Here is a 16,677-nt window from a genome sequence, read left to right as displayed (position 1 = left end):
GGCACCCTCCCGACCCACCCCGGAGAGCCCGCGTGTCGCTTCCCGACCCCGCCCGCGTGCGCCGGCACCACCGGCCCACCGACCACACCGACCGGCTGTGGTCGGTACGCACCCAGCTGCTCGCGCCGATCCTGGTGGCCACGGTCGGTCTGGTGGTGCTGGGGGCCACCCAGACCGCCACCGCGCTGGACGCCTCCGCCGACGCGGACCGCGCCCGGGTGCTCGCCGGCACCGCGACGGCCACCGTGCGCCTGGTGCACGAGCTGGAGCGGGAACTCGGCGAGACGGCGGCCCTGCGCCAGCGGGGCGGCTCGACCGGCCGTCCCCTCGTCGAGGCGCAGCGGCGGCGGGTCGACACCTCCGTGGAGCGTTACCGCGGTGCCAGCCGGGACGCCCGCCGGGCCGCCCCGGACCTCGGCCAGGTGCTCGACGGCGCCGACGCGCAGCTCGGCCAGCTCGTCCCGGCCCGCCAGGCCGCGCTCAACGCCACCACCGCCGACCCGACCTACCTGGCGCTGGTCGAGTCGCTGCTCGCCGTCGCCGACGCGCTGCCGGCCCAGGTCCGCGACCGGGACCTGGCCAACGGGGCCCGGGAGGTGGCGGCGGTGGCCGCCCAGGAACACCTCGCCGCCCTGGAACGCGACCTGCTCCGCACCGTCTTCGTGCGGGGCGCGCTGGCGGACGGGGAACTGGTCCGCCTCGGCCAGTTGCGCGGCGCGCAGGAGCAGCGCCAGGCCGAGTTCTCCCGGATCGCCGGCGGGCGGTCGGCGGCCGCGTACGCCCGGCTGGTGACCGGCACCGACGTCTCCACGGCGCGGCGGATGCGGGACAGCGCGCTCAACGCGGAGACCGAACCGGGCGGGCTGCGGACCGACGGCGACGCCTGGTACGTGGCCCAGAGCGGCGCCATCCGCCGGTACAACCTGCTCGGCCGGGAGCTGTCCGAGGAACTCGACCGCCAGGCCGCCGGCCTGGCCCGGGACGCGCGGCGGCGGGCCCTGGTCACCGGCGGCGCGACCACCGCCGTCGCGCTGGCGTCGCTGACCGCCGCCGCGCTGCTCGCCGTGCGCACCAGCCGCCGGCTGCGCCGGCTGCGGGTCGCGGCGCTCACCATGGCCCACCGCGAGCTGCCGGAGCGGATCACCGCGATCGCGGCCGGTGACGGTACGCAGACCGAGGGCGCGGCCACCCGGCTCACGGCCGGCATCCGGCAGGGCCGGGACGAGGTCGCCCAGGTCGCCCAGGCGTTCGACACGGTGAACCGGGCCGCGCTGCGGCTGGCCGGCGAGCAGGCCGAGCTGCGGATGGACGTGACCCGGATGGTCGAGGCGCTGGCCCGGCGGATCCGCACCCTGATCACCCGGCAGCTGCGCCTGCTCGACGAGTTCGAACGCGAGGAGACCGATCCCGACGCCCTGGCCCGGCTCTTCGCGCTGGACCACCTCGCCGCACGGATGCGGCGCAACGGGGAGAACCTGCTGGTCCTCGCCGGCGGCGAGCCCGGCCGCGCGCACGAGGGCGCCCACCTGCTGGCCGACGTGATCCGGGCGGCGGCCTCGGAGATCGAGGAGTACCCCCGGGTGGAGGTCGACGTGCCCACCGTCGCGGTGCACGGAAACGCCGTCGGCAACCTGGTCCACCTCCTCGCCGAGCTGCTGGAGAACGCCACCGTCTACTCGCCGCCGGACGCGCCGGTGCACGTCGACGGCCGGCGCACCATCGACGGGCTCACGCTGCGCGTGCACGACCGGGGCATCGGGATCAGCGACAGCCGGCTCGCCGCGATCAACGAGCGGCTGCGCGTCCCCGCGATGCTCTCCAGCGCCGCCGCCGGCAGCATGGGCCTGCACGTGGTGTCCCACCTGGCGGCCCGGCACGGCGTGCGGGTGCACCTGTACGCCACCGGCGCGGGCACCGTCGCGCAGGTGGACATCCCCGAGTCGGCGCTGACCCGGGTCGAGTCGGTCGCCCCGCGGCCCGCCCCGGAACGGCGTACGCCGGAGCCCACCGCCGCGGCCCCCTGGTTCCGGCCACCGTCCACCCGGGCCGTCCCGCCCGTGTCGACCGGCGCCCGCCCGGGCGAGTCGGGTGACCCGGCCGCCCTGCCCGACATGGCCGGCATCCACCGCGCGCCGACGGTCGCGCTCCCGGTGCTCCGGGCGCGGCCGGCCGGCCCCGCCACCGCGCCGCCCCCGCCGTCCTCCGTTCCCGCGCCGCCCCCGCCGGGCCCGGCGCCGGCCTCCACCACCGGGGTCGGGCTGCCCCGCCGCACCCGGGGCGGCCAACTCCCGGCCGCGCTGCACGACGCCCCCGCGCCGCCGCCGAAGGACGACCTGCTCGACCCCGAGCTGGTGCGCTCCCGGCTGTCCGCGCTCGCCGAGGGCGTCGCCGCCGCGACGCGACGTACCCAGCAGACGACACCCCCCAGGAGAACCCCATGACCCCATCCGCGAGCGCCAGCCTCGACTGGCTGCTGGCCAACTTCGCCGAGCAGGTGCCGGACGTGTCGCATGCCCTCGCCGTCTCCGGCGACGGGCTGCGGCTGGCGGCCTCCCCCGACCTCGCGCCGGACCAGGTGGACCAGCTCGCCGCCGTGATCAGCGGCCTGGCCAGCCTGACCGTCGGCGCCGCGCGGCTGATGTCCGCCGGCCGGGTACGCCAGCAGATCGTCGACATGGACGGCGGGGTGATGCTGGTGATGGCGGTGGGCGAGCGCGCGCTCGTCGGGGTGCTGGCCGCGCCCGGCTGTGACCTGGGCCAGATCGGCTACGAGACCGCCATGCTGGTCCAGCGGGTGGCGGAGGCGCTGGAGCCGGCGGTCCGGGCGTGACCGGACGGCCCCGACGGCTGCTGGCGGCCCTGCTGGCGGCCCTGCTCGCCGCCGGCTGCGGCACGTCCGAGGCCGGGCCGCAGCCCTGGCACGGCGGTCGCATCTTCCTCGCCACCGGCAACACCACCGGCGTCTACTACCAGCTCGGCGGCGGCTACGCGGACGTGATCAGCCGCCACCTGCCCGGCTACGAGGCCCGGGCCGAGCCGACCGGGGCGTCGGTGGAGAACATCAACCGGCTGGCCAGCGGCGACATGGAGATCGCGTTCAGCCTCGCCGACACGGCCGCGGACGCGGTGCAGGGGCGCGGGGCCTTCGAGGGCCAGCCCCAGCCCGTCCGGGCGCTGGCCCGGGTCTACAGCAACTACACCCACGTGATCGTCCGGGCCGACGCGAAGATCACCGCCCTGTCGGGGCTGCGCGGCAAGCGGGTCTCCACCGGCTCCCCGAAGTCCGGCACCGACATCATCGCCGGGCGCCTGCTGACGGCCGCCGGCCTCGACCCGGACCGCGACGTCCGCCGGGCCACGCTGTCCCTGCCGGAGACGGTCAAGCGGATGCGGGCCGGCACGCTCGACGCGATGTTCTTCTCCGGCGGCCTGCCCACGCCGGGCATCGCCGACCTGCTCTCCAGCGCCCCGGGGAGGTTCGCGCTGCTGCCGATCGCCGACCTCATCGAGCCGCTCGGCGCCCGGCACGGCTCGGTCTACACGACCGCCGAGCTGCCGAAGGAGGTCTACGGCACGACGAGCGCCACGCCGACCGTCACGGTGGCGAACGTGATCCTGGTCGGCGCCGACATGCCCGACCAGTTGGCGTACGACCTGACCCGGCTGCTCTTCACCTACCAGGCCGACCTGGTCGGCGTGCACCCGGAGGGCGGCAACTTCACCCAGCAGAGCGCCGCCGGCACCGACCCGATCCCGTTGCACCCGGGGGCCGCCCGCTTCTACCGGGGCGGGTGACCGACGTCGGTCAGGCGTCCGCCGGGGTGGTGGCGGCGCGGGCGGCGGCGACGAGGCGGTCGGTCTCGGCGAGCACGTCGGGGTCGTCCGCCGGGGTGCCGGGATCGAGGCGGACCGTCCAGGTGAGGCCGTCCACGCCCGGCGCCCGCCGCGCGGCGACCCGGCCGGCACCGCCGGGCACCGGGTGGTGCCGGGTGTACGCCACCGAGCGGGTGACCCGCTCCCGCACCTGGTGGGGCAGGTCGCCGGGGTCGAGCAGCAGGTAGGTCTCGGCCGGGCAGTCCGCCACCACCAGGTAGCCGTCGCGCTCGGCGACCCGCTCGGCCGGCGTGACGGTGAGCTCCCGGCCGGACCAGACCGCCTTGAGGATGTCGTGCCAGCCCAGCCGGTGCGCCCGGCCGGGCAGCCAGAGCCCGAGGTTGCTGGCCACCACCACGCCGTCGCCCTCGCCGTTGCCGGCCGCGGCCCAGGCGAGCACCCGCTCGTCGGGGGCCAGCGGCGGCCGGGCGGCCGTCGGCAGCTTCGGCCTGCGGCGGAACAGTCCCATCTACAGCCCTCCCGCGGCCTGCTCGCGCAATGCCCGGGCGTGCTGCTCCAGCGAGAGCAGCTCGCCGAAGGCGGCGAAGTACTCGTCCTTGTTGTTGACCGGGTTGATCCGCTGGATCCGGGACTTCAGGTCCCTGATCCGGCCGGTCACCGAGCCCCACTGCAACCGGGCGATCGTGACCGACACGTAGCGCGGGTCGGGGTCGCCGTCGATGCGCAGCGGCTCCACGGCCAGCTCGCCGACGAGCGCCCGGGCCGCGAGGTCCTCGCAGGCGTCGCGGACGGACTCGATCCAGACCGCGCCGCCGGTCGCCGTGGCGGCCCCGCCGACGGCCGCGACGGCCGCCCGCACCGCCACGTGCACGGGGTGGCGGTACTCCGACGCCTCGACCGCGTCGAACATCGGCCCGGCCAGCACCGGCTCCTGGAGCGCGAGCTTCAGCGCCTCCCGCTCGACCATCGACTGCGGGTTGTCGACGACCGGCTCGGCCGGGGCGGGGCGGGCCGGCGGCGGGGTGTCCCGACCGGGCGGGGCGGAAGCGGCGGCCAGCACGGCCCGCTGCACCGGCTCGATCTCCATGCCGAGGTCGCCGGCGAGCTTGCGGACGTACTCCGGGCGCTTCTCCCGGTCCTTGATCTTGGCCACCAGCGGCGCGGCCCGGCGCATCGCCTCCACCCGGCCGTCGACGGTGTCGAGGTCGTACCGGCTGATGACGTGCCGCAGCGCGAAGTCGACCAGCGGCTCGCGGCGGGCGACCAGGTCGCGGACCGCCATGTCGCCCTTGGCCAGGCGCAGGTCGCACGGGTCCATGTTGTCGGGGCTGACCGCGATGAAGGTGCGCCCGACGAAACGCTGGTCGTCCTCGAAGGCCCGCAGCGCGGCCTTCTGGCCGGCGGCGTCCCCGTCGAAGGTGAAGATGATCTCGCCGGCTCGTTCGTCGCTGTCGAAGAGCACCCGGCGCAGCACGCCGATGTGGTCCGCGCCGAACGCCGTGCCGCAGGTCGCCACCGCTGTCGGGACGTCCGCCAGGTGGCAGGCCATCACGTCGGTGTAGCCCTCGACCACGACCACCTTGCCCTGCTTGGCGATCTCCCGCTTGGCCTGGTCGATGCCGTAGAGGACGTGCGACTTCTTGTAGATCGGCGTCTCGGGGGTGTTCAGGTATTTCGGGCCGTCGTCGTCCTCGAAGAGCTTGCGGGCGCCGAAGCCGATGACGTCGCCGGTGATGTCGCGGATCGGCCACATCAGCCGCCGCCGGAACCGGTCGATCAGCGTGCCGGAGCGCGACGGCCGGGACAGCCCGCCGGTGACCAGCTCGTCGTGGGTGAAGCCCTGCTGGCGCAGGTGCTTGGTGAGCAGGTCCCAGGCGTCCGGGGCGAACCCGCAGCCGTAACGCTCGGCGGCGGCCCGGTCGAAGCCGCGGCGGGCCAGGAACTCCCGGGCCGGACGCGCGCCGGCCGTGGTGAGCTGGGCGCGGTAGAACTCCACGGCGGCGGCGTGCGCGGCGACGAGGCGCTGCCGCTGCCCCTGCTGCGGGCGGGGCCGCGGCGCGGCGGAGTCGCCCTCGACGTAGCGCAGCTGGATCCCCGCCCGGGCGGCGAGCCGCTCCACCGACTCGACGAAGCTGAGGTGCTCGGCGTCCATCAGGAACTTGATCGCGTCGCCGCCGGCGCCGCAGCCGAAGCAGTACCAGACGTTGCGGGCGGGCGAGACGTTGAACGAGGGGCTCTTCTCGTCGTGGAACGGGCACAGCCCCTTGAGGTTGCCGCCGCCGGCCGACTTCAGGGTCACCGTCTCCGAGATGACGTCGGCGATGGAGCTGCGCTCCCGGACCAGCGCGATGTCCTCGTCCCGGATCCGCCCAGCCATGTCCGCCACCCCCTCGCCGTACATCCTGCCCTGCCCGGCCGGCGTCGCGCCGCCGGGGGACGCCGGTTGTGGCGACCACCGCCGCCACCTCGGCGGTTCCGCCGGCGCGACCGGGTCACCCCCGGCGGGCCGCGCCGGTCACCGCGGCCGGCGCCGCAGGTAGCGCCGTACCGGCGGCGGGTCCTCCTCCTCGTACGACCGGGCGGCGCGGATCGCCGCGGCCAGGCCGTAGCGGCGGGCCCGGGGCGGCGGGTTGACCGCCGGGTCCAGGGCCATGTCCCGGACCAGCGCGACGGCCAGGCCGAGCATGACCACCACGAACGGCAACGCGACCAGGATGGTCGCCTGTTGCAGCGCGTCCAGCCCGCCGACCAGCAGCAGCACCGCGGCCACCGCGCCGATCAGCACGCCCCAGACCACCACCAGCGCGCGGTGCGGGCGCAGCGCGCCCCGGGAGGTCAGCGAGCCGAGCACCAGCGCGGCGGAGTCGGCGCCGGTGACGAAGAAGAGCGCGACCAGCACCATCGCCAGCAGGGTGGTCAGGCCCGCCAGGGGCAGGGCCTCGAGCAGGCCGAAGAGCGCCCGCTCGGTGCCCGCGCCGACGTCGGCGACCAGGTCCCGGGTGCCGGTGGCCTGCACCCGCAGGGCGCTGCCGCCCATCACCGCGAACCAGACCACGCTGGCCCCGCTGGGCACCAGCAGCACGCCGGCGACGAACTGCCGGACGGTGCGGCCCCGGGAGATCCGGGCGATGAAGATGCCGACGAACGGGGCCCAGGAGATCCACCACGCCCAGTAGAAGATCGTCCAGGAGCCCAGCCAGGCCGGGTCGGAGAACGCGCCGGTACGGGTGGACATGGTGATCAGGTGGCTGAGGTAGTCGCCGACCGACGCGGGCAGCACCTCCAGCACGTAGATGGTCGGGCCGGCCACGAACACGAAGACCATCAGCGCGACGGCGAGCACCACGTTGGTGGTGGACAGCCACTTGATGCCCTTGTGCAGGCCGGAGAAGGCGGAGACCACGAAGGCCAGGGTGAGGGCGGCGATCACCACCAGCTCGACCGCCGTGCTGTCCGGCACGGGGGTGACCAGATCCAGCCCGGCGGCGACCTGGAGGGCGCCGAGGCCGAGGCTGGTGGCCGAGCCGAAGACGGTGGCGAAGACGGCCAGCAGGTCGATCGCCCGGCCCACCGGGCCGTCCACCCGCGCGCCGAGCAGCGGCTGGAAGGCCGCCGAGATGCGGTTCTCCCGCCCCTTGCGGAACGTCGAGTACGCCAGCGCGAGCGCCACCACCGCGTAGATCGCCCACGGGTGCAGCGTCCAGTGGAAGAGCGTGTACTGCATCGCCACCGACCCGGCCGCCCCGGTGTTCGGCGCGATGCCGCTGGCCGGGGGCGGCGCGGCGTAGTGCTCGATCGGCTCGGCGACGGCGTAGAAGACCAGGCCGATCCCCATGCCGGCGCTGAACATCATCGAGACCCAGGCGAGGGTGCTGAACTCCGGTTCGTCCTCGTCGGCGCCGAGCCGGATCCGGCCGAACTTCGTCGCGGCGATGGCCACCGAGAGCACCAGGAAGGCGTCGGCGGCCACCACGAAGAACCAGCCGAAGGTGCTGATCACCCAGCCCAGGCCGGACTCGCCGAAGCCGGCCAGGGACCCCCGGCCCAGCACGCCCCAGGCCACCACGGCCAGCACGCCGCCGACGCTGAACGCCAGCACCACCGGGTCGACCCGGCCCACGGCCTGCGGCCGGTCCCGCACCTGCTCGCTCATGGTCACCCCCCGCCCATCCTGCTGGGCGCGGGGGCGACACACGGCGATATCGGGCGAACGCCCGCTCCCGGAGCGCCCGGGAGGGCCACTCAGGCGGGGACGGCGGCGGACTCCTCGGCCTCGACCTGGCGGTTCCAGTCGGGCTTGCTGGCGCGCCAGCCCTCGTCGTCCATGCCCCGGCGCCAGTAGCCGGAGATGGAGAGCCGGTCGCGGGGGACGCCACGCTCCACGCGGAGCAGGCGGCGCAACTCCTTCACGAAGGTCGCCTCGCCGTGGACGAAGGCGTGCACCTCGCCGGGCGGGAACTCCAGGTCGCGGACCGCCGCGACGAGGGCCTCCCCGACCGGGCGCCCGCCCCGGTGCAACCAGGTCAGGCGCACCGCGCCCGGGCTGGTCAGCCGCTGCTCCTCGGCCGGGTCGGCAACCTCGACGAACGCGACGGCCGGGGCGCCTGCCGGCAGCCGCTCCAGGGCGGCGGCGATCGCCGGCAGCGCGCTCTCGTCGCCGACCAGCAGGTGCCAGTCGGCGTCCGGGCTCGGGGCGTACGCGCCGCCGGGGCCGACGAAGTGCACCGGGTCGCCGGGGCGCAGCGCGGCCGCCCACGGCCCGGCGAGCCCCTCGTCGCCGTGGTGCACGACGTCGACGGTCAGCTCCCCGGCCAGCGCGTCCCAGGCCCGCACCGTGTACGCCCGCAGCCGGGGCCACTGCTCCCGGGGCAGGTCACGGCGGATCGCGGCGAGGTCCATCGGGCTCGGGTGGTCGACCCCCGGCACCGGGAACACGATCTTGATGTAGTGGTCGGTGAACTCGCCCACCGGCAGGCCGGTCAACTCCTCCCCGCCGAGCACGAGCCGGATCAGGTGGGGGGTGGGCCGCTCGGTGCGCAGTACCCGGGCGGACGTGACCTTCTTCGGGCGCTCCGTCATCCTGGTTAGGCTAACCTAAGTACGTCGGGTCGCCCATTCCCGCCCCTCCGCCGGCCGCACCCCGGGCGCGCCCGGGGCCGGACGCCAGCCGCGCGTGCCAGGCCACGGCCGCCGGATCGGTCAGCGAGGCGACCTGGTCGATCACCACCCGGAGTCGGGCGGCGTCGTCCGGCGCGGCCCGCCAGAGCGGGGCGAAGACCGGGTCCAGCGCGTCCGGCGCCCGGCCGGCCAGGGCGTGCACCAGGTCGGCCAGCACCTCCCGCTGCCGCTGGTAGCGGCCCTCGGCGCCGGGGCGGCGCATCACGTACCGCAGGGCGATGCCCTTGAGCAGGGCGCACCGCGCCCGGATCCGCCGGGGCACGACCAGGTCGGCGGCGTACCGGCGGTGCGGGCCGGGGCCGTACCGCTCCTCGGTGGCCGCCACGACGGTCGAGACGAACCGGCCGGTCAGCACGCTGGTGGTCGCCTTGAGCGCGGCCAGCGCGCGGTGGCTGCCGTCGTAGCCGGCCAGCGGGGCGAGCACGGGGTCGTCGAGCAGTTCCCGCAGCACCTCGTCGAGGTCGGCCGGGGACTCGCCGGAGTAGGTGGCGGCGACGTCGGCGCAGAGCGCGGCCCGCTCGTCCGGGTCGTCCAGCAGCGGGCGCAGCGTCACGTACCCGCCGTGGATGCCGTCCTCGACGTCGTGCACCGAGTACGCGACGTCGTCGGCCCAGTCCATCACCTGCGCCTCCAGGCAACGCCGCGCGGTGTCGCCGCCGGACGCGGGCGGGCCGGGCGGGGCGCCGGCCCGGAGCCAGGCGAAGACGGGCAGGTCGTCGGCGTACGCCCCGAACTTCCGCCGACCCGGACGGCGGGGCCACGGGTACTTGCTGACCGCGTCGAGCGAGGCGCGGGTCAGGTTCAGGCCGGCGGACGTGCCGTCCGGGGCGACCACCTTCGCCTCCAGCCGGGTCAGCACCCGCAGCGTCTGCGCGTTGCCCTCGAAGCCGCCGCACCCGGCGGCCAGCGCGTCCAGCGCGTCCTCGCCGTTGTGCCCGAACGGCGGGTGCCCCAGGTCGTGGGCGAGCCCGGCGGTGTCCACCACGTCCGGGTCGCAACCCAGCCGGGCGCCCATCTCCCGGGCGATCTGCGCGACCTCCAGCGAGTGGGTCAGCCGGGTCCGCAGGAAGTCGTCGGTGCCGGCCGTGTGCACCTGGGTCTTCGCGGCGAGCCGCCGGAACGCCGCCGAGTGCAGCACCCGGGCCCGGTCCCGCTCGTACGCCGACCGCCCGTACCCGGTGTCCTTCGGCGGCTCGACGACCCAGCGGGCCGTGTCCGGGTCGTCCGGCCCGGGACGCTCAGTCCGCACGCTGCCGCAGTACGCAGAACTCGTTGCCCTCCGGGTCGGCGAGCACGGTCCACCCGACGTCGCCCTGCCCGACGTCGACGTGCCGGGCGCCCATGTCGACAAGCCGCTCGACCTCGGCCTCCTGGTCGTCGGGGCGCAGGTCGAGGTGCAGCCGGTTCTTGGTCTCCTTCTCGTCGGCGGCCGGCACGAAGACGATGCCGGGCAGCCGGTCGGCGGACCGGCGGATCTCCACCTCGTCCGGCTTCTCGGCGACCACCTGGTAGCCGAGTGCCTCGGCCCACCAGCGGGCGAGCCGGGCCGGGTCCCGGGCGTCGACGGTCAGGCTCTCCCAGGCGCTGCTCATGCCGATCAGGTTACGCCCGGACGGCCCGAACGGCTCACCGCTGGCGCGCGGGGAACGGGCCCGCAACCTCCGTTCAGACGAGAGTTGTCGGCCGATCGCCGACCGTTACGGGACCCCCGTCCGGCATGGCCGGCGGTAGCGTGCCCGGAGCGGAACGTGACCAGACTGAGGGCCCGACGGTGGGAGTGACACCCGTGGACGCGGACACGATGATGGGAACGGAGTTGCAGGGGTTGCGCCGACGCCGCCCCGAGGTGGCGGGCACGGTGCTGGCCGGCACCGACGGCCTGCTGATCTCCAGCGACCTGCCGGCGACCGACGCCACACACCTGGCGGCGCTCGCGGCGGCGAGTTTCGGCCTCGGCCACCGGGTGGCCGACACCGTGCGGCACGGGGAGTTCCGGGAGTCGGTGCTCCGCACCGCGTCCGGCGCGGTGGTCACCTACCCGGCCGGGCGCAACGCCCTGCTGACGCTGGTCGCCGACGGCGCCGCCGACCTGGAGGCGCTGCACGCCGACGCCCGGGCGGTGGCCCGGCGCACCGGCTCGGTGCTGGACACCCGCCGGCCGGTCGGGGTGACGCCGATGCCGGAGGCGCACGCCCCGCTCGCGGCCCGCACCTCCAGGGGCGCCCTGCCCCGGCGCGTCACCCACCACACCTGGCGCCGCCCGCCGATCTGAGCCCTGCGGGAGTCGACCGACGATGCGGTCGCGCCCGCACGGCAGCGGCGGCGGATCCGCTCCCCCGGTTCCGCCGCCGGTCTGCCGAACGTCCCGCGTCAGCGGCTGTCGGAGCCGTCCGTCTCCACCGCGGCGCGGCCGGCCTCCAGCCGGGCGACGGGCACCCGGAAGGGCGAGCAGGACACGTAGTCCAGGCCCACCTCGTGGAAGAAGTGCACCGAGTCCGGGTCGCCGCCGTGCTCGCCGCAGACGCCGAGCTTCAGCTCCGGCCGGGCCGCCCGGCCCTCCTCCGCGGCGATCCGGACCAGCCGGCCCACGCCGTCCCGGTCGATCGACTCGAACGGCGAGATGCCGAAGATGCCCAGCTCCAGGTAGCGCCAGAAGAAGGCGCCCTCCACGTCGTCCCGGGAGAAGCCCCAGCCCATCTGGGTCAGGTCGTTGGTGCCGAAGGAGAAGAACTGCGCCGCCTCGGCGATCTGGCCGGCGGTCAGTGCCGCCCGGGGCACCTCGATCATCGTGCCGATCAGCACCTCGACCGGCTGCTCCCGGGTCACCTCGGCGATGATCCGCTCGGCCTCGGCGCGGACCGTCTCCAGCTCCTGCACCGCCCCGACCAGCGGCACCATGATCTCCGGGCGCGGCGTCACGCCGCTCTTCGCGCACTCGACCGCGGCCTCCACGATCGCCCGGACCTGCATCGCGAACAGGCCGGGGATGACCAGGCCGAGGCGTACGCCGCGCAGGCCCAGCATCGGGTTCTGCTCGTGCATGCGGCGGACGGCGGCGAGCAGCGCCTCCTCCTGGGCCACGTCCTCGCCGCGCTCCTGGGCGACCGCCACGTTGACCGCGAGCTGCTCCAGCGGGGGCAGGAACTCGTGCAGCGGCGGGTCGATCAGCCGGACGGTGACCGGCAGCCCGTCCATCTCCCGGAAGATCTCCACGAAGTCGGCCCGCTGCAACGGCAGCAGCGCGCCCAGCGCGGCTTCCCGCTCCTTCTCGTCGCGGGCCAGGATCAGTCGCTCGACCAGCTCGCGCCGGTCGCCAAGGAACATGTGCTCCGTGCGGCAGAGCCCGATGCCCTGCGCACCGAAGCGCCGGGCCCGGGCGGCGTCCGCGGCGGTGTCGGCGTTCGTCCGGACGGCCAGCCGGCGCGCGGCGTCGGCGTGCGACATGATCCGGTGTACGGCCTTGACCAGCGCGTCGTCGGTCTGTTCCGGGTCGAGCTCACCCTCGAAGTACTGCACCACCTCGGAGGGCATGACCGGCACCTCGCCGAGGTAGACCTTGCCGGTGGTGCCGTCGATGCTGACGACGTCGCCCTCGGTGACGGTCTGCCCGGCGACCGTGAACTTCCGCTGCGGGATGTTGATGTCCAGCTCGTCGGCGCCGGAGACACAGGTCTTGCCCATGCCCCGGGCCACCACGGCGGCGTGGCTGGTCTTGCCGCCCCGCGAGGTGAGGATGCCCTTGGCGGCGATCATGCCGTTCAGGTCGTCCGGGTTGGTCTCCCGGCGGACCAGGATCACGTCCTCTCCCTCGGCGGCCAGCTCGACCGCGCGGGCGGAGGTGAAGACGACCTTGCCCACCGCCGCGCCCGGGGAGGCGCCGATGCCCTTGGCGACGGGCTGGAACTCGTGGTCGAGCTGGAAGCGCGGGAACATCAGCTGGGCGAGCTGCGCGCCGTTGACCCGGTGCAGCGCCTCGTCGAGGTCGATCAGGCCCTCGTCGACGAGCTGGCCGGCGATGACGAACGCCGCCGCGGCGGTGCGCTTGCCGACCCGGGTCTGGAGCATCCAGAGCTTGCCGCGCTCGATGGTGAACTCGATGTCGCAGAGGTCCTTGTAGTGCCCCTCCAGTCGGGCCATGTAACTGAGCAGCTCGTCGTACGACGTCTTGTCGAGCTTCTCCAGCTCCTGCAACGGCACGGTGTTGCGGATGCCGGCGACCACGTCCTCGCCCTGGGCGTTGGCCAGGTAGTCGCCGTAGATGCCCTGGGCGCCGCTGGCGGGGTCGCGGGTGAACGCGACGCCGGTGCCGGAGTCCGAGCCGAGGTTGCCGAAGACCATCGCCACCACGTTGACCGCGGTGCCGAGGTCGGCGGGGATCCGCTCCTGCCGGCGGTACACCACCGCCCGCTCGGCGTTCCACGACTCGAAGACCGCGCGGATGGCCAGGTCGAGCTGCTCGCGCGGCTCCTGCGGGAACTCCCGGCCGGTGTGCTTGAGGAAGATCCTCTTGTACGCGTCGACCAGCCCGCGCAGGTCGTCCGCGTCGAGGTCGAGGTCGTTCCGGGTGCCCTTGGCACGCTTGGCGTCGTCCAGCGCGTGCTCGAACTCCTCGCCCGGCACCTCGCAGACGGTCTTGCCGAACATCTGGATCAGTCGGCGGTACGAGTCCCAGGCGAACCGGTCCGCGCCGCCGGCGGCGGCCTGGTCGCCCGAGCCGCCGGCCTGCCGCGCGAGTCCCTGGACGCTGCGGTCGTTGAGGCCGACGTTGAGGACGGTCTCCATCATGCCCGGCATGGAGAACTTGGCCCCGGAGCGGACGGAGACGAGCAGCGGGTCCTGCGGGTCGCCGAGGCGCTTGCCCATCGCCTGCTCCAGCGACGCCAGGTGCGCGGCGATCTGGTCGGCCAGCCCGTCGGGCTCCTCACCGGTGGCGAGGTACGCCTTGCAGGCCTCGGTGGTGATCGTGAAGCCCGGCGGGACCGGCAGGCCGAGGTTGGTCATCTCGGCCAGGTTGGCCCCCTTGCCACCGAGCAGGTCCTTCAGGTCCTTGTTGCCCTCGGCGAAGTCGTAGACGTACTTGTGTTCCACCGTCTCTTGCGCTGCCACCAGAGCCTCCCACGCGCGCCGGTCCGACACTTAACGAAGGTTCAGTTGCTCCATACCCCGGGGCGGACCACCGGTAATCCCGATGCCATGCCGGCTGGTGGGCGAAGGCTAAGCGAACATCGAGCGGCCCGGGGCCGTTCGGTGACAATAGGCACAGCCATCACGACTATCCGCGTTCGTACCGGTTTTTGGGAACGCTTCCACGCGCACGATCACGCAACTCCGGCCTCCCCCTCGTACTCTTGACGGCACGCATTTCGGTGAACCTCACCTTTGCCATAACAGCCGCGAATACACCCCCGGGGAGCCATCGCCGTGCCATCCGTTCCCACCGCCTCGGAGCCGCTCGACCCGTCCGCCACCGGGCCGGACGACCGGGCGCCCGGGCACCTCGACCTGCCGGCCCACGCGCCCGCCGCCGCCGAGCTGGCCCGCGCGGCGGCCCGGACCGCCGGCGACCTGCTCGCCCCGCCCACCCCGGTCCGGCTGGGCGACGTGGTGCCCGCCCCCGAGCTGGTCGCGCCCGACCCGGCCGCCGACTTCGTCCTCACCGCCGAATCGGCCGTCCGGGTGAGCGCCGACGACGCCGTCCGGGCCGTCGGCGAGCAGCTCGCCGCCCTGCTCCGGCCGGCCACCGGCTACCCGCTGCCGGTCGCCGACGCCGCCCGGCCGGAGCCGGCCGGCGGCATCGCGCTGGCGCTGGTCGACGCCGCCGACCTCGGCGCGGAGGGCTACCGGCTCGACGTGACACCCGAGGGGGTACGCATCGAGGCCGCCACCCCGGCCGGGCTCTTCTTCGGCACGCAGACGCTGCGGCAGCTCCTGCCGGCGGCGATCGAGAGCCCCACGCCGGTCGCCGAGCGCTGGGCGCTGCCGGGCGGCTCGATCACCGACCGCCCCCGGTTCGCCTACCGGGGGGCGATGCTCGACGTGGCCCGGCACTTCTTCGGTGTGCCGGACGTGCTCCGGGTGATCGACCACCTGGCCCGCTACAAGCTCAACCACCTGCACCTGCACCTCACCGACGACCAGGGCTGGCGGATCGCGGTCGACTCGTGGCCCCGACTGGCCACGGTCGGCGGGGCGTTCGAGGTGGGCGACGGCCCCGGCGGGCACTACACGCGCGACGACTACCGCCGGATCGTGGCCTACGCGGCGCAGCGGCACATCACCGTGGTGCCGGAGATCGACCTGCCGGGGCACACCCACGCGGCACTGACCGCGTACGGGGAGCTGGCGCCGGACCGGGTCGCGCCGCCGCCGTACACCGGCACCGAGGTCGGCTTCAGCTACGTCGACCCGGACAGCGAGCGGACGTACGAGTTCGTCGCCGACGTGCTCGGCGAGATCGCCGCGCTCACCCCCGGGCCGTGGCTGCACATCGGCGGCGACGAGGCGTTCAAGGTGCTCCCCGACGCGTACGCCGCGTTCGTCGAGCGCGTCCAGCGGATCGTCGCCGACACCGGCAAGACGGTGGTCGGCTGGCACCAGATCGCCCCCGCAGGGCACGCCGACGGGCGGGTGCTCCAGTGGTGGGGAACGACGGGCGAGGACCCGGTCACCGCGGACGCCGTCCGCCGGGGCGCCCGGCTGATCCTCTCCCCCGGCAACCACGCCTACCTCGACATGAAGTACGCCCCCGACACCCCCATCGGGCACGACTGGGCGGGCCTGATCGACGTCCGCCGGGCGTACGACTGGGACCCCGCCGCCCACGTGGCCGGCGTCCCCGCCGACGCGGTGCTCGGGGTGGAGGCGCCGCTGTGGACCGAGTCGGTCACCTCGCGGGCCGAGGTCGAGTTCATGCTCTTCCCCCGGCTGCCCGCGATCGCCGAGCTGGGCTGGTCCCCGCGGACGGCGCACGACTGGGCCGGGTTCCGCGACCGGCTGGCCGGGCACGGCCCGCGCTGGTCCACCGCCGGCATCGCCTTCCACCCCGCCCCGGAGGTGCCCTGGCCGGCGGAGCAGCCGGCTCCGGCCGCGTCCCCGGCGGCGATCCCCACCCAGCGCGGCCCTGAGGGGGCGTCCGCCCCGTCCGCCTGACGTCGCACGGCCGGCGGGCCCGCCAACCGGATTGGTGGCGGACCCGCCGGCGCGGCGGCCCCGACTGCGCCCCACGTCCTGTCGGGCGGCTGTCGACGACCGTTCGGCGACGTCGACGACCTGCGCCGCGTGTCCCCGAATGCCCGGCTCACGTCGCCCGATATGCCCCGGATGTCGCCGCCGCGTGCGGCCCCGTCCCGTGGCCGGCGCCACCCCGGCGGCGGAATCGTCGGCCGGCCGGGGTCGTTGAACATGGCATACCCGCGGCACTCCCCCACGCCGCGGCGGCCCGAACGACCGGCGGAATGCGTCGCCGGCCCGGGTCGTTGAGACACCCCGGACGCCCGAGCAGGCCCCGCCGCCGGAGCGATCCGTTCTGACATCCCCTTTCGCGGCACGCCGTTCCCCGTGCGCGCCGCACACCCCCGATCGAAAGGTGCTTCATCATGCGTACCGATCTGATCCGTAAGGCTGCCCTGACCGCTGCCGGCCTCGCCTTCACCGGCGGCGCCATCG

The 16,677-nt window shown here is 75.0% G+C and carries 12 protein-coding genes; 5 read left to right on the top strand and 7 right to left on the bottom strand.

All coding sequences use genetic code 11. The features are described from left to right. Positions 1 to 32 precede the first annotated feature (32 nt). From AB0L34_RS14215 to AB0L34_RS14205, 3 genes are read left to right on the top strand one after another with little or no spacing between them, the layout of a single operon-like run. A complete protein-coding gene (locus tag AB0L34_RS14215; RefSeq protein WP_363704870.1) occupies positions 33 to 2,441 on the top strand; it encodes a nitrate- and nitrite sensing domain-containing protein in 2,409 nt (802 codons plus the stop codon). Continuing rightward, positions 2,438 to 2,830, top strand: coding sequence for a roadblock/LC7 domain-containing protein (locus AB0L34_RS14210; RefSeq protein ID WP_357450697.1), 393 nt, complete (start codon positions 2,438 to 2,440; stop codon positions 2,828 to 2,830). The genes AB0L34_RS14215 and AB0L34_RS14210 overlap by 4 nt, the downstream gene beginning before the upstream one ends. Then, positions 2,827 to 3,795, top strand: coding sequence for a TAXI family TRAP transporter solute-binding subunit (locus tag AB0L34_RS14205; RefSeq protein WP_363704868.1), 969 nt, complete (start codon positions 2,827 to 2,829; stop codon positions 3,793 to 3,795). The genes AB0L34_RS14210 and AB0L34_RS14205 overlap by 4 nt, the downstream gene beginning before the upstream one ends. 10 nt (positions 3,796 to 3,805) lie before the next feature. Here AB0L34_RS14205 and AB0L34_RS14200 read toward each other — a convergent pair whose 3' ends face one another. The 6 genes from AB0L34_RS14200 to AB0L34_RS14175 all read right to left on the bottom strand — a co-directional run bounded on the left by AB0L34_RS14200 (position 3,806) and on the right by AB0L34_RS14175 (position 10,604). Beyond that, entirely contained in the window at positions 3,806 to 4,342 is a 537-nt protein-coding gene (locus AB0L34_RS14200) for a hypothetical protein (protein ID WP_363704866.1), read from the bottom strand. After that, entirely contained in the window at positions 4,343 to 6,235 is a 1,893-nt protein-coding gene (gene dnaG / locus AB0L34_RS14195) for a DNA primase (RefSeq protein ID WP_363704864.1), read from the bottom strand. It abuts the gene before it with no gap. A 114-nt stretch (positions 6,236 to 6,349) separates the two neighbouring features. Continuing rightward, complete coding sequence (locus AB0L34_RS14190) at positions 6,350 to 7,987, bottom strand: BCCT family transporter (RefSeq protein ID WP_363704862.1); 1,638 nt, start codon at positions 7,985 to 7,987, stop codon at positions 6,350 to 6,352. Positions 7,988 to 8,076: 89 nt separating this feature from the next. Continuing rightward, positions 8,077 to 8,913 (bottom strand): siderophore-interacting protein, encoded by an 837-nt coding sequence (locus AB0L34_RS14185; RefSeq protein ID WP_363704860.1) that lies wholly within the window; start codon positions 8,911 to 8,913, stop codon positions 8,077 to 8,079. 10 nt (positions 8,914 to 8,923) lie between these two features. Continuing rightward, positions 8,924 to 10,261 carry a deoxyguanosinetriphosphate triphosphohydrolase gene (locus AB0L34_RS14180; RefSeq protein WP_363704858.1) on the bottom strand — a complete coding sequence of 446 codons (1,338 nt, stop codon included), beginning with the start codon at positions 10,259 to 10,261 and terminating at the stop codon, positions 8,924 to 8,926. Then, entirely contained in the window at positions 10,251 to 10,604 is a 354-nt protein-coding gene (locus tag AB0L34_RS14175) for a VOC family protein (protein ID WP_350712273.1), read from the bottom strand. Before AB0L34_RS14175 ends, AB0L34_RS14180 begins: the two co-directional genes overlap by 11 nt. Before the next feature lie 194 nt (positions 10,605 to 10,798). Between AB0L34_RS14175 and AB0L34_RS14170 the strand changes: the two genes are divergently transcribed. Continuing rightward, positions 10,799 to 11,284, top strand: a complete 486-nt coding sequence (locus AB0L34_RS14170) for a roadblock/LC7 domain-containing protein (protein ID WP_357450678.1) — start codon at positions 10,799 to 10,801, stop codon at positions 11,282 to 11,284. Positions 11,285 to 11,382: 98 nt separating this feature from the next. Here AB0L34_RS14170 and ppdK read toward each other — a convergent pair whose 3' ends face one another. Then, on the bottom strand, positions 11,383 to 14,118 hold the full coding sequence (gene ppdK / locus AB0L34_RS14165; RefSeq protein ID WP_363704855.1) for a pyruvate, phosphate dikinase: 2,736 nt from the start codon (positions 14,116 to 14,118) through the stop codon (positions 11,383 to 11,385). 396 nt (positions 14,119 to 14,514) lie between these two features. Here ppdK and AB0L34_RS14160 point away from each other — a divergent pair, with 396 nt between their 5' ends. Beyond that, positions 14,515 to 16,161: a beta-N-acetylhexosaminidase gene (locus AB0L34_RS14160; RefSeq protein ID WP_363704904.1), complete on the top strand. Its 1,647-nt coding sequence runs from the start codon at positions 14,515 to 14,517 to the stop codon at positions 16,159 to 16,161. The last annotated feature ends 516 nt before the right edge of the window (positions 16,162 to 16,677 follow it).

Source organism: Micromonospora sp. NPDC052213, from assembly GCF_040679695.1.
Taxonomy (GTDB): domain Bacteria; phylum Actinomycetota; class Actinomycetes; order Mycobacteriales; family Micromonosporaceae; genus Micromonospora.
Note: the sequence above shows the minus strand (reverse complement) of the source record. Positions and strands in the feature narration are given on the sequence as shown.

What these genes read in the sequence shown, in the direction of transcription:
- AB0L34_RS14210 (WP_357450697.1), top strand. Translation starts at nt 2,438, where the DNA reads ATGACCCCATCCGCGAGCGCCAGCCTCGACTGGCTGCTGGCCAACTTC.
- AB0L34_RS14200 (WP_363704866.1), bottom strand. Translation starts at nt 4,342, where the DNA reads ATGGGACTGTTCCGCCGCAGGCCGAAGCTGCCGACGGCCGCCCGGCCG.
- dnaG (WP_363704864.1), bottom strand. Translation starts at nt 6,235, where the DNA reads ATGTACGGCGAGGGGGTGGCGGACATGGCTGGGCGGATCCGGGACGAG.
- AB0L34_RS14190 (WP_363704862.1), bottom strand. Translation starts at nt 7,987, where the DNA reads ATGAGCGAGCAGGTGCGGGACCGGCCGCAGGCCGTGGGCCGGGTCGAC.
- AB0L34_RS14185 (WP_363704860.1), bottom strand. Translation starts at nt 8,913, where the DNA reads ATGACGGAGCGCCCGAAGAAGGTCACGTCCGCCCGGGTACTGCGCACC.
- AB0L34_RS14175 (WP_350712273.1), bottom strand. Translation starts at nt 10,604, where the DNA reads ATGAGCAGCGCCTGGGAGAGCCTGACCGTCGACGCCCGGGACCCGGCC.